Source organism: Nocardia aurantia (assembly GCF_009604425.1).
Lineage (GTDB): Bacteria > Actinomycetota > Actinomycetes > Mycobacteriales > Mycobacteriaceae > Nocardia > Nocardia aurantia.
In genome coordinates, this window is the sequence record NZ_WEGI01000015.1 from 59,397 (window position 1) to 72,038 (window position 12,642).

A 12,642-nucleotide genomic window follows, 5' to 3' on the forward strand; every position below is an offset into this window, starting at 1 on the left:
CCGGTGACCGCCGGGACGGCGGATCGAGTACCACGAAGAAGGTGAGCCGTTGTTCGTGGGAGCGCTGGAATTCGACCTCCTACTCGGCGATGTGCATTCGCTGAAGGAGAAGCGCTCCGTGATCCGGCCCGTGATCGCCGAATTGCAACGATTCGGTGTGTGCGCGGCCGAGGGCGGGGAACACGACAAATACCGCCGCGCATTGCTGGGCGTCGCGATGGTCAGTGCCGAGATGGGACATCTCACGGAGGTGCTCGACCGCTGTGAACGCCACGTCGCGGCGCGTCCGGAGTTACAGTTGCTGGCAGTGCGCCGCCGTATCTTCGGGCCCGAAGATTAGAAGAGGAGATGCGCCATGGTGGATCAGGCCAGGGCACGCCGACTCGCGAAGCGGATCGTGACGATCGTCGGCACGGCGATCGAGCACGAGATCAAGGATCCGCGGTTGCGTTTCGTCACCATCACAGATGCCAAGGTGACCGGTGACCTGCGGGAAGCCACCGTCTATTACACGGTGATGGGTGAGACCATCGACGCCGAGCCGGACTACGCGAGTGCCGCGGAGGGCCTGAAGAAGGCCACCGGCGTGCTGCGCTCCACGGTGGGCGCGGCGACCGGGGTGAAGTTCACCCCGACGCTGGCGTTCGTGCTCGACACCGTGCCCGACGCGGCACGGCAGATGGAGGAACTGCTGGCGCGCGCCCGAGCAGTCGACGAGCGGGTCGCCCGCGTCGCGGCGGGCGCCACTCCTGCCGGTGCGGCGGACCCCTACAAGTCCGACGACGAACAGGACGATGACGACTGACCGCCGCGAGCGGCGGCTGACGGGCGAGCGATGACGGCGGAAATTCCGGCCGAGGTACCGGCCGTGGACGTGTCCGTCGCCGTCTCGACGTTGGCGGCCGCGCGGTCGGTGACCGTGTTGTGTCACGTCCAGCCGGATGCGGACACCCTCGGCAGCGGTCTGGCCCTGGCCCAGGTGCTGCATCGCCGCGGGGTGCCCGTGCGGGTGTCGTTCGCCGAACCGGCCGAACTGCCCGCCTCGATGCGCTCGCTGCCCGGTGTGGAACACGTGGTTCCGGCCGGGGAGGTGCCGGCCGAGGTGGATCTGCTGGTCACCGTCGACTGCGGTAGCCGGGGACGGCTGGGTGCGCTGGCCGATCGGCTGGCGGGCGCCGGAACCGTGCTGGTCCTCGACCATCACCGGTCGAACACCCGATTCGGCACGGTCAACGTCATCGATGAGAACGCCGCGTCCACGACCACGCTGGTGGCGCGCATCCTCGACGCCTGGGGCGAGCCGATCGATCGCGATGTCGCGCACTGTCTCTACGCCGGGCTGGTCACCGATACCGGATCCTTCCGCTGGGGTGGTTCCGGTTCGCACGCCCTCGCCGAGCGGTTGCTCGCGACCGGTATCGACGGCGGCGGGATCACCCGCTTCCTGATGGATACGCATCCGTTCGGCTGGCTGCCGATGCTGTCGCGGGTGCTCGGTTCCGCCCGGCTGCTGCCGGAGATCGGCGGCGCCGGCCTGGTGTACGTGTTCGTGCGGCGCGAGGACGTCGGCGGTCTCCGCTCGGAAGAGGTGGAGAGCGTCATCGACATCATCCGCACCACGGCCGAGGCCGGGGTGGCCGCGGTGTTCAAACAGACCCGTAGCTCCTCGAACACCTGGACGGTGTCGCTGCGCTCCCGCGACACCGGTATCGGGACCGGCGACGGCGTGGACGTCGCCCGGGTGGCGGGTCTGCTCGGCGGCGGCGGCCACCGCTACGCCTCCGGTTACACCACCACCGGTACCCCGGATGACCTGGTCGCCGCACTGGTCCGCGCGCTCGATCCGGTCGCCGCGTCGTAACGCGATGTCCGAGTGGTTTCGTACGCTGACGTCGGCGGTGGTTTCGGGCGTGAAGCGGGAAGTGTGGCGTGGTCGACTCTGAATACGATGTCGAGGCGGGAGCGTCCGTCGTCGGACCGCGGCGCATTCTCGGGATCGCCGTGCCGACCCTCGGGGTGCTCGTCGCGGAGCCGATTTATCTGCTGTGGGACATGGCCGTCGTGGGGCGGCTCGGTGCGCTGGCGCTGGCCGGTCTGGCGGTCGGGGGATTGGTGCTCGGTCAGGTCGGGTCGCAGCTGACGTTCCTGACCTACGGGACCACCGCGCGGTCGGCGCGGCGGTTCGGGGCGGGGGATCGGCGCGGGGCGCTCGAGGAGGGGGTGCAGGCGAGCTGGGCGGCTGTCGCCATCGGGTTTCTGATAGTCGTTGTGCTGGAAGCGTTTTCGAGACCTTTGACCCGGTTGATCGCGGGTGGCGCGGATATCGCGGACGAGGCGTCGCGCTGGTTGCGGATCGCCTTGTTCGGGGTGCCGTTGATCCTGCTGACCATGGCCGGCAACGGGTGGTTGCGCGGGGTGCAGCAGACCCGCCGGCCGCTGGCGTTCGTGGTGGCGGGACTGGTCGTGTCGGGGGTGCTGTGCCCGATGCTGGTGCACGGACTGGCCGGGGCGCCGCGCATGGGCCTCACCGGGTCGGCGGTGGCGAATCTGGCCGGGCAGGTGGTGGCGGCCGGACTGTTCCTGATCGCGCTGGTGCGGGAACGGGTGCCGCTGGCGCCGCAGCCGCGGATCATGCGGGCGCAGGTGGTGCTGGGACGGGATCTGCTGGTGCGCAGCCTGGCGTTCCAGGCCTGTTTCGTCTCGGCCGGTGCGGTGGCGTCGCGATTCGGCGCGGCCTCGGTGGCGGCACACCAGCTGGTGCTGCAACTGTGGAATCTGCTGGCGATGGTGCTGGATTCGCTGGCCATCGCGGCCCAGACCCTGGTCGGTGCGGCGCTGGGGGCCGGGGACGCCCCCGGCGCCCGCGGGCTGGCCCGCCGGATCACGGCGTGGTCGACGGTGTTCGCGGTGATGCTGGCGGTGGTGTTCCTGGCCGGCTGGGCGGTGATCCCGCAGCTGTTCACCGCCGATGCCGCGGTCCTGGATCGGGTGCACGTGATCTGGTGGTTCTTCGTCGCCCTGATCCCGGCGGCCGGGGTGGTGTTCGCGCTCGACGGGGTGCTGCTGGGCGCGGGTGACGCCGCCTATCTGCGCAACACCACCATGGCCGCCGCATTGGTCGGCTTCCTGCCGGTGATCTGGCTGGCGCTGGCCTGCCGGTGGGGGATCGCCGGGATCTGGTCCGGGCTGTCGGCGTTCATCGTGCTGCGGCTGCTCGCGGTCGTGGTCCGGGCGGTGTCGGGCCGCTGGACCCACCTCGGTGCGGAGGTGCCGCGTCCGGTGTGAGCCGGGCGATTGGCCGGGTATCCGGGCGGCGTGGGAATCTTGAGACCGGCGTCGCGGTTGCCGAACGCAGGCCGTGGCAGCGAGCAGAGAGGTGGGACCGGGTGAGTCCGAAGTTGTGGGCGGTGAGCGATATCCATGTCGGTCACCAGGGCAACAAGCCGGTCGTCGAGGGGATCCGGGCGGAATCACCGGAGGATTGGCTGATCGTCGCGGGCGATGTCGGGGAGAAGACCGACGACATCCGGTGGGCGTTGCAGACCCTGCGCGGCCGGTTCGCGAAGGTGATCTGGGTGCCCGGCAACCACGAGTTGTGGACCACCGCGAAGGATCCGGTCCAGATGCACGGCGCGCCCCGCTACGACTATCTGGTATCGATGTGCCGGGACCTGGACGTGCTCACCCCGGAGGATCCGTTCCCCGAGTGGATCGGCGGCGGCGCCGAGGAATTCGGCCGGCCGGTCACGCTGGCCCCGCTGTTCGTGCTCTACGACTATTCGTGGCGGCCCGAGGGCACCACGACCAACGCCGAGGCGCTGGCGCTGGCCCGCGAACGCAATGTGGTCGCCACCGACGAGTTCCTGCTGTCGCCGCAGCCGTACCTGACCCGCGACGCCTGGTGCCATGCCCGGGTGCAGTACACCCAGCGGCGGCTGGACGCGGTCGCGCCGGACACCCCGCTGGTGCTGATCAACCATTTCCCGCTGGTGCGGGAGCCCACCCGGACCCTGTTCTATCCGGAGTTCGCGCTGTGGTGCGGCACCGATCGGACCGCCGACTGGCACACCCGCTACAACGTGACCTGCGCGGTGTACGGGCATCTGCACATTCCGCGGACCACCTGGTACGACGGGGTGCGGTTCGAGGAGGTGTCGCTCGGCTACCCGCGGGAGTGGCAGCGTCGCGGCCTGCCGGACAAGTTGTTGCGGCAGATCCTGCCCACCCCGGAGTACGGCCCGGGCGATCTCAACGAGTGGGGCGGTCATTTCCAGCTGACCCCGGAGATGCGGGAGGCCGCGGTGAAGATGCGCGAGATGGCACAGCGCCGCCGCGGGCTGAATTGACGCAGCGCCGCCGCGGGCCGAGCCGGCCCAGGCGGCGGCTGATCGGCACAGCGCCGCCGTGGGCGGAATCGAGTCGTGTGCGCACGGGCGAGCGGCGGATCGTAGGCTTTCGATCGGTACGGACGGTTCGAATCAGGAGGCGGTCATCGAGGAGCGGGCGAGCACGGTGGGGTCGGCGCGGTTGATCGGGCAGATCCTGCCGTCCGGAGTGGCATCCGCCGAGCTGCTGGACTATCCGGAGGGTCTCCGGCCGTTTCCGGCGGAGGAGCACCTGATCGCGAAGGCGGTGGAGAAGCGCCGCCGCGACTTCATCGGTGCCCGGCACTGCGCCCGGCAGGCGCTCGCGCAGCTGGGTGAGCCGCAGGTGGCGATCGGCAAGGGGGAGCGCGGGATGCCGATGTTTCCGCAGGGCATCGTCGGCAGCCTCACCCACTGCGACGGTTATCGGGCCGCCGCGCTCGCGCATCGGCTGCGGTGGCGCTCGATCGGCATCGATGCCGAACCGCACGACACCCTGCCCGACGGGGTCCTGGATTCGGTGAGCCTGCCGGCCGAACGCGACTGGCTGCGTGGCGCGATCGCGGACACCGGTCTGCATCTGGACCGATTGTTGTTCTGCGCCAAGGAGGCCACGTACAAGGCGTGGTTCCCGCTGACGTTGCGCTGGCTGGGTTTCGAGGACGCGCACATCACCTTCACGATCGACGCCGCGGGCAGCACCGGCACCTTCCACAGCGACTTGCTGATTCCCGGTCAGGTCGTTGACGGCGGCGTGCCGCTGACCTCGTTCGACGGCCGCTGGGCGATCACCGAGGGGCTGATCCTGACCGCGATCGAGGTCGGCTGATGGCCGAGGCGACCCGCACGCCGCTGGTCGACGCGCTGGGCGGGCTGCTGATCGTCGACAAGGACGGCGGTATGACCAGCCACGATGTCGTGTCCCGGGCCCGGAAGGTGTTGCGTACCCGCAAGATCGGTCACGCCGGCACCCTCGACCCGATGGCGACCGGTGTGCTGGTGCTCGGGGTCGAGCGTGCCACCAAGATGCTGGGCCTGCTCACCCTTACCACCAAGACGTACACCGCGACGATCCGGCTCGGCAGTTCCACCGTCACCGACGACGCCGAGGGCGAGGTGCTGTCCACCACCTCCGCCGCGCACGTCACCGACGCCGAGATCGCTTCCGGCGCAGCCGAATTGACCGGCGACATTCTCCAGGTTCCCGCCACGGTCAGTGCGATCAAGGTCGACGGCGAGCGCGCCTACGCCCGCGCCCGCGCCGGCGAGGAGGTACGGCTGGCGGCCCGCCCGGTCACCGTGTCCCGCTTCGACATTCTGGCGCGCCGCGACATCGACACCGGCACAACGCGATTCGTCGACCTGGATGTCGCGGTGGACTGCTCGTCGGGCACCTACATCCGGGCACTGGCTCGTGATCTCGGCGAAAAGCTCGGTGTCGGAGGGCATCTCACCGCGCTGCGCCGCACCCGCGTCGGCCCGTTCACCCTGGACCACGCCCGCACCCTGACGCAGCTGTCCGACGATCCGACTCTCAATCTCGACATCGACGCCGCCGCGCGCCTGGCCTTCCCACACCGCACGATCACCGACACCGAGGCGCATTCCCTGCGCGATGGCCGCTGGCTCGATCCCACCGGAATCGCCGGGGTGTACGCCGCGCTCACCGCCGATGGCCGGGCCATCGCCCTGCTCGAAGAGAAGGGCAAGCGCGCGGCGCCGGTCCTGGTCGTCCGGCCTCGCGGGCTGCTCGATTGAGCTGCCCGCGCAGGTCGGTTGTCGACATCGGCCCGAATGTCGTCGGGTGCGGGCTGGTTCGGTGGCAACGGAGCCGGCCTCGAAGTCGCGGCAGGTCCGTCGAGCGGCCGGCCCGGCAAGCGTCAGCCGGATGAGCGTGGCGGAACGAGCCACATCGCCACTGCTCTGCGATCGCAACCTAGGCCGAATCGCCTTCGGCGCGAAGTGGATTCAGTGCGTGAGCCAGATGGCTTCCGCGGCGGGACTGCCGAGGTCCAGCGGCCGGTCCTCGATGCGGATCGCGATGGTGCCGGCGAAATCGCGGCGCTCCACCACGGTGATGGGAGTGTCGAGGGCGATGCCGACGGTGTCGAAATAGCGCAGCATGGCCGGGTCGGAGTCGGAGATGCGGGCCACGCGGCCGGTCTCACCTGCCTGGAAGCGGCTGAGCTGCCGGGCCGGGGGCGTGGGGATCGCGCCGTCGACCGAGGGGATCGGGTCGCCGTGCGGGTCGCGCTCGGGGTGGCCGAGTTTCGCGGCGATGCGGTCGACCAGGGTCTCCGACACCGCGTGCTCCAGCACCTCGGCCTCGTCGTGCACCTCGTCCCAGCTGTAGCCCAGTTCGTTCATGAGGAAGGTCTCGATCAGCCGGTGCCGGCGGACCATGGCGATGGCGGCGCGGCGCCCGTTCTCGGTGAGCGTGATCGCGCCGTAGCGAGCGTGTTCGACCAGGCCCTGATCGGCGAGTTTGCGCACCGCCTCGGACACCGTGGACGCGGAGACGCCGATCCGTTCGGCCAGCAGTTTGGTGGACACCTTCTCCTGCGACCACTCCTGGACGCTCCAGATCACCTTCAGATAGTCCTGTGCGACCGAGGAGAGTTCCGGTGCGAGGGCGGCCGCGGATCGAGGGTGCAGCGAGCTATCGACCAGTTCGCGGCGCGTGGCGATGTCTCGTTTTCCGGGCACAATCCAACCTTAGGCACACCTGCGTCCGTTTCCCACTTCGGCGCGTGCGAGAACGGTTGCGTAGGCTGCCGTATGTGCAGAGATGGCGAAGCCTCGACGACGTGCCGGCCGATTGGGGCCGGTGTGTGCTCACGATCGGAGTTTTCGACGGCGTGCACCGCGGTCACGCCCAATTGATCAGTCGCGCTGTGAAATCCGCCGCCGTGCGCGGCGTGCCCGCGGCGCTCATGACCTTCGATCCGCACCCCATGGAGGTGATCCGGCCGGGATCGCATCCCGCTCAGCTCACCACGCTGACCCGCCGCGCCGAACTCGTGGAGGAACTCGGCGTCGACGTCTTCGTCGTGATGCCGTTCACCCAGGAGTTCATGAAGCTCACCCCCGCCGAATACGCGCACGACCTGCTGGTCGAGAAGCTGCACGTACTCGAGGTGGTGGTGGGGGACAACTTCACCTTCGGCCGCCGCGCGGCCGGCACCATCGAGACCATGCGCGACCTCGGCACCAAGTTCGGTTTCGAGGTGGACGGGGTGCGGCTGATCGGCGAGCATGCCGTCACCTTCTCCTCCACCTACATCCGCGCCTGCGTCGACGCCGGTGACATGGGCGCGGCCGCGGAGGCGCTCGGCCGCCCGCATCGGGTCGAGGGAGTCGTGGTGCACGGCGACGGCCGCGGCCGTCAACTGGGCTTCCCGACGGCGAACGTGGCCCCGCCGAACCACGCCGCGATCCCCGCCGACGGCGTGTACGCGGCCTGGTTCACCGTGCTCACCCCCGCTCGCGGCGGCATCATGCTGTCCGGAGAGCGCCGGATGGCGGCGGTGTCGGTGGGCACCAACCCCACCTTCTCCGGCCGCACCCGCACGGTCGAGGCGTACGTACTGGACGCCGATCTGGACCTGTACGGCCAGCACGTGGCGGTGGATTTCGTGGAGCACCTGCGCACGATGGACAAGTTCGAGTCCATCGAGGCCCTGGTCCAGGAGATCGACCGCGACGTGGTCCGCACCCGTGAGGTCCTCGCCGCCCACCGCGCGAGCAACGACTGAGTCATCGCTCGGCTTTCGATGAAGCCGAGAGCCGCCCGGCCCGGAAGGGCGGAATTCGGCCGCGGGAACGCGGTCCGGTAAGGTGGCACGTCGGGTTTGCTGCGGTCCGCGGTGGCACCCGGCCGGGATCCGTCCCGGAACCTCGAGCGCGGACTGGAACACAGGAGATCATCCGTGGCGTTGACCACCGAGCAGAAGAAGGCGATCCTCACCGAGTACGGTGTGCACGAGAAGGACACCGGTTCGCCGGAGGCCCAGATCGCGATGCTGTCCAAGCGGATCGCCGACATCACCGAGCACCTCAAGAAGCACAAGCACGACCACCACACCCGCCATGGTCTGATGGCGCTGATCGGTCGTCGCAAGCGGCTCTCGAAGTACCTGCAGGAGAAGGACATCGAGCGCTACCGTTCGCTGATCGAGCGGCTCGGGCTCCGTCGCTGAGTTCGCGGATCCCGACGGGAATTCGCGCGAGCGACACGATCTGTACCGGACAGTTCGCAAGGCAGCCGGCGAGGAGGCATACAATCTCCTCGTCGGCCGGTCGTGTGTGGGCGCCCGCCCGCATGTGACGAGGACGACAGATACGGCCGTACGCACCCGCTCGCGTGGCGTCGGTCTTCGGTAGTGGCTTTTCGGCAGGGTGGTTCCACCGGAGGGCTTCGATCGATGACCGCCTCCGCGTGCCGTCTCCAAGGGGAGGTGGCCGGGTGTACGCGCGTGGCACACAAGAGGTTGATTTTCGCCGCCGCGCGTCCGTACCGGGTACGGCCGACGAACACCGGATCGCGCTCTCGAACAGCGCTGGATCCGGTGCAGACGAGAGGTTGAGAAAAGAAAAATGACAGAAACCGTGACCAGTTCCGCGATCGAGGTCGAGCCCGGCGTGTTCGAGTCGGTCGCCCTGATCGACAACGGCTCCTTCGGTACCCGCACCGTGCGCTTCGAGACCGGTCGGCTGGCCAAGCAGGCCGCCGGCTCCGTCGTCGCCTACCTGGACGACGAGACCATGCTGCTGTCGGCCACCACCGCGGGCAAGTCGCCGAAGGACCAGTTCGACTTCTTCCCGCTGACCGTCGATGTCGAGGAGCGGATGTACGCCGCGGGTCGCATCCCCGGCTCGTTCTTCCGTCGCGAGGGCCGCCCGTCCACCGACGCGATCCTGACCTGCCGCCTGATCGACCGCCCGCTGCGCCCGTCGTTCGTCGACGGCCTGCGCAACGAGATCCAGGTCGTCGTGACGGTGATGAGCCTCGATCCGAAGGACCTGTACGACGTGGTCGCCATCAACGCGGCCTCGGCGTCCACCCAGATCGCGGGCCTGCCGTTCTCCGGACCGGTCGGCGGCGTGCGGGTGGCGCTGATCGGCGGCGAGGGCGCCGACGCCCAGTGGGTCGCCTTCCCGACCACCGAGCAGCTGGAGGGGGCCGTGTTCGACATGGTCGTCGCCGGTCGCGTGGTGGAGTCCGGCGATGTGGCCATCATGATGGTCGAGGCCGAGGCCACCGACAACGTCCTCGCCCTGATCGACGGCGGCGCGCCCGCGCCGACGGAGACCGTGGTCGCCGAGGGCCTGGAGGCCGCCAAGCCGTTCATCGCGCGGCTGTGCCGGGCGCAGCAGGACCTCGCGGCGCTGGCCTCCAAGCCGACCGAGGAGTTCCCGCTGTTCCCGCCGTACGGCCCGGACGTCTACCAGGTGGTCGAGAACACCGCCAAGAATCCGCTCGGCCAGGCGCTGTCCATCGCGGGCAAGCAGGAGCGCGAGGAGCGGATCGACGAGATCAAGCTCGACGTGTTGTCCACTCTCGCTTCGGATTTCGAGGGCCGGGAGAAGGAGATCGGCGCGGCGTTCCGCTCGGTCACCAAGAAGCTGGTGCGGCAGCGCATCCTGGCCGACGGCTTCCGCATCGACGGCCGCGGCCTCGCCGACATCCGCGCGCTGTCCGCCGAGGTGGCCGTGGTGCCGCGGGCGCACGGCTCGGCGCTGTTCGAGCGTGGCGAGACCCAGATCCTGGGCGTCACCACCCTCGACATGGTGAAGATGGCGCAGCAGGTCGACTCGCTCGGCCCGGAGACCTCCAAGCGGTACATGCACCACTACAACTTCCCGCCGTTCTCCACCGGCGAGACCGGCCGCGTCGGCTCCCCGAAGCGGCGTGAGATCGGTCACGGTGCGCTCGCCGAGCGGGCCCTGCAGCCGGTGCTGCCGTCGCAGGAGGAGTTCCCCTACGCGATCCGCCAGGTGTCGGAGGCACTGAGCTCCAACGGCTCCACGTCGATGGGTTCGGTGTGCGCCTCCACGCTGTCGCTGCTGAACGCGGGTGTGCCGCTGAAGGCGCCGGTCGCCGGTATCGCGATGGGCCTGGTGTCCGACGCGGTGAAGAACGAGTCGGGTGAGGACGAGGTCCGCTACGTGGCGCTGACCGACATCCTCGGCGCCGAGGACGCGTTCGGCGACATGGACTTCAAGGTCGCCGGTACGCCGGAGTTCGTCACCGCGCTGCAGCTGGACACCAAGCTCGACGGCATCCCCTCCAAGGTGCTCGCCGGCGCGCTGAACCAGGCCCGCGACGCGCGCCTGACCATCCTGGACGTGATGGCCGAGGCCATCGCCACCCCGGACGAGATGAGCCCCTACGCCCCGCGCGTCACCGCGATCAAGATCCCGGTCGACAAGATCGGCGAGGTGATCGGACCCAAGGGCAAGGTCATCAACCAGATCACCGAGGACACCGGCGCCAACATCTCCATCGAGGACGACGGCACCGTGTTCGTCGGCGCGACCGACGGCCCGTCGGCGCAGGCCGCGATCGACGCGATCAACGCCATCGCCAACCCGCAGCTGCCGAAGGTGGGCGAGCGTTTCCTGGGCACGGTCGTCAAGACCACCGCCTTCGGCGCGTTCGTCTCGCTGCTGCCGGGCCGCGACGGTCTGGTGCACATCTCCAAGCTGGGCAACGGCAAGCGGGTCGCGAAGGTCGAGGACGTGGTCAACGTCGGCGACAAGATCCGGGTCGAGATCGCCGACATCGACAATCGCGGCAAGATCTCGCTGGTGCCCGTGGAGGAAGAAGAAGCCGCGGACACCGCCGCTTCCGACAACACAGCTGCGGCCGAGGCCGGTGCCGAGTAAACATTTCGGTGTGACGAAGAAGAAGTACAGTTCCCCCCTGCTCGACGCCGGGCAGGGGGGTTCTTCGCTCGGAATTGACGCGACGGACACCGCGGACGCGGACGGTGGTGTGCGGCGGACGGTGCTGCCCGGCGGTCTGCGGGTCGTCACCGAGCATGTGCCCGGGGTGCGGTCGGCCTCCATCGGGGTGTGGGTCGGAGTCGGCTCGCGCGACGAGGGCCCGACCGTGGCCGGGGCCGCGCACTTCCTCGAGCATCTGCTGTTCAAGGCGACACCCACCCGGTCGGCGCTGGACATCGCGCAGGCGATGGACGCCGTCGGCGGTGAGCTGAACGCGTTCACCGCCAAGGAGCAGACCTGCTACTACGCGCACGTTCTGGACGAGGATCTGCCGCTCGCGGTGGACATGGTCTCCGATGTGGTGCTGAACGGGCTGTGCCGGGCCGAGGATGTGGCGGTGGAGCGGCAGGTCGTGCTCGAGGAGATCTCGATGCGCGACGACGACCCGGAGGACATGGTCGGCGACGCGTTCCTGACCGCGCTGTTCGGTGACCATCCGGTGGGCCGTCCGGTGATCGGGACCATCGAATCGATCGAGTCGATGAGCGCGGGACAACTGCGCGGCTTCCATCTGCGCCGGTACACGCCGGACCGGATGGTGGTCGCGGTGGCCGGCAACATCGACCACGAGCACACCGTCGAGCTGGTGTACCGGGCGTTCGCCGGTCGCCTGGACCAGGCGCGGGAGCCCGCGCCGCGGCGCGAGGGCCGCTTCCGGCTGCGCAACCAGCCGGAGTTGCTGCGGCTGTACCGCGACAGCGAGCAGGCGCATCTGGTGTTCGGTGTGCGGGCCTTCGGGCGGCACGAGGGCGCCCGGCGCTGGCCGCTGTCGGTGCTCAACACGGTGCTCGGCGGTGGGCTGAGTTCGCGGCTGTTCCAGCGGATCCGGGAGGAACGCGGGCTCGCGTACTCGGTGTACTCGGGCCTCGACACCTTCTCCGACACCGGGGCCTTCTCGGTGTACATCGGCTGCCAGCCCGAAAACCTGGGCCAGGTGGCGAGTTTGGCGCAGGGTGTGCTGGAAGAGGTTGCCGCCGACGGCATCACGGACGCCGAATGCGCGCGGGCGAAGGGGTCGCTGCGCGGCGGTCTGGTACTGGGACTGGAGGATTCGGGTTCCCGGATGAACCGGATCGGCCGCAGCGAACTGTCCTACGGTAACCATCGCAGTGTCTCGGAGACGCTGACGCGCATCGACCAGGTGACCACCGAGGAGGTGACGGCGGTGGCGCGGCTGCTGCTGGCCCGTCCCGCCGGGGTCGCCGTCGCCGGCCCGTACCGGCGTACCCGGGATCTGCCGGCGGCGGTGCGGCGGCTGGCGGATTGATTC

The 12,642-nt window shown here is 69.4% G+C and carries 12 protein-coding genes; 11 read left to right on the forward strand and 1 reads right to left on the reverse strand.

What is annotated here, in order from left to right; translation table 11 throughout:
- The first annotated feature begins 49 nt into the window (after positions 1 to 49).
- From NRB56_RS31690 to truB, 7 genes are all read left to right on the forward strand, one after another.
- On the forward strand, positions 50 to 340 hold the full coding sequence (locus NRB56_RS31690; protein WP_153348036.1) for a DUF503 domain-containing protein: 291 nt from the start codon (positions 50 to 52) through the stop codon (positions 338 to 340).
- Between the two features lie 15 nt (positions 341 to 355).
- Positions 356 to 805: a 30S ribosome-binding factor RbfA gene (gene rbfA / locus NRB56_RS31695; RefSeq protein ID WP_153348037.1), complete on the forward strand. Its 450-nt coding sequence runs from the start codon at positions 356 to 358 to the stop codon at positions 803 to 805.
- 30 nt (positions 806 to 835) lie between these two features.
- Positions 836 to 1,861, forward strand: coding sequence for a DHH family phosphoesterase (locus tag NRB56_RS31700; protein ID WP_153348038.1), 1,026 nt, complete (start codon positions 836 to 838; stop codon positions 1,859 to 1,861).
- Between the two features lie 68 nt (positions 1,862 to 1,929).
- Entirely contained in the window at positions 1,930 to 3,285 is a 1,356-nt protein-coding gene (locus NRB56_RS31705; protein ID WP_406603552.1) for an MATE family efflux transporter, read from the forward strand.
- 101 nt (positions 3,286 to 3,386) lie between these two features.
- Positions 3,387 to 4,346, forward strand: coding sequence for a metallophosphoesterase family protein (locus tag NRB56_RS31710; RefSeq protein WP_319943825.1), 960 nt, complete (start codon positions 3,387 to 3,389; stop codon positions 4,344 to 4,346).
- Between the two features lie 181 nt (positions 4,347 to 4,527).
- Positions 4,528 to 5,193 carry a 4'-phosphopantetheinyl transferase Npt gene (gene npt / locus NRB56_RS31715; protein WP_153348178.1) on the forward strand — a complete coding sequence of 222 codons (666 nt, stop codon included), beginning with the start codon at positions 4,528 to 4,530 and terminating at the stop codon, positions 5,191 to 5,193.
- Complete coding sequence (gene truB / locus NRB56_RS31720; RefSeq protein ID WP_153348039.1) at positions 5,193 to 6,122, forward strand: tRNA pseudouridine(55) synthase TruB; 930 nt, start codon at positions 5,193 to 5,195, stop codon at positions 6,120 to 6,122. Before npt ends, truB begins: the two co-directional genes overlap by 1 nt.
- 210 nt (positions 6,123 to 6,332) lie before the next feature.
- On the opposite strand, the gene NRB56_RS31725 is transcribed toward truB, so the two are convergent.
- Positions 6,333 to 7,034, reverse strand: coding sequence for a metal-dependent transcriptional regulator (locus NRB56_RS31725; protein WP_153348179.1), 702 nt, complete (start codon positions 7,032 to 7,034; stop codon positions 6,333 to 6,335).
- Positions 7,035 to 7,144: 110 nt separating this feature from the next.
- Here NRB56_RS31725 and NRB56_RS31730 point away from each other — a divergent pair, with 110 nt between their 5' ends.
- The 4 genes from NRB56_RS31730 to NRB56_RS31745 all read left to right on the forward strand — a co-directional run bounded on the left by NRB56_RS31730 (position 7,145) and on the right by NRB56_RS31745 (position 12,639).
- Positions 7,145 to 8,119, forward strand: coding sequence for a bifunctional riboflavin kinase/FAD synthetase (locus NRB56_RS31730; protein WP_319943826.1), 975 nt, complete (start codon positions 7,145 to 7,147; stop codon positions 8,117 to 8,119).
- Between the two features lie 174 nt (positions 8,120 to 8,293).
- Positions 8,294 to 8,563, forward strand: coding sequence for a 30S ribosomal protein S15 (gene rpsO / locus NRB56_RS31735; RefSeq protein WP_019929824.1), 270 nt, complete (start codon positions 8,294 to 8,296; stop codon positions 8,561 to 8,563).
- A gap of 397 nt (positions 8,564 to 8,960) precedes the next feature.
- A complete protein-coding gene (locus tag NRB56_RS31740; RefSeq protein WP_153348040.1) occupies positions 8,961 to 11,252 on the forward strand; it encodes a polyribonucleotide nucleotidyltransferase in 2,292 nt (763 codons plus the stop codon).
- A gap of 73 nt (positions 11,253 to 11,325) precedes the next feature.
- Entirely contained in the window at positions 11,326 to 12,639 is a 1,314-nt protein-coding gene (locus NRB56_RS31745; protein WP_319943859.1) for a M16 family metallopeptidase, read from the forward strand.
- Positions 12,640 to 12,642: the final 3 nt, after the last annotated feature.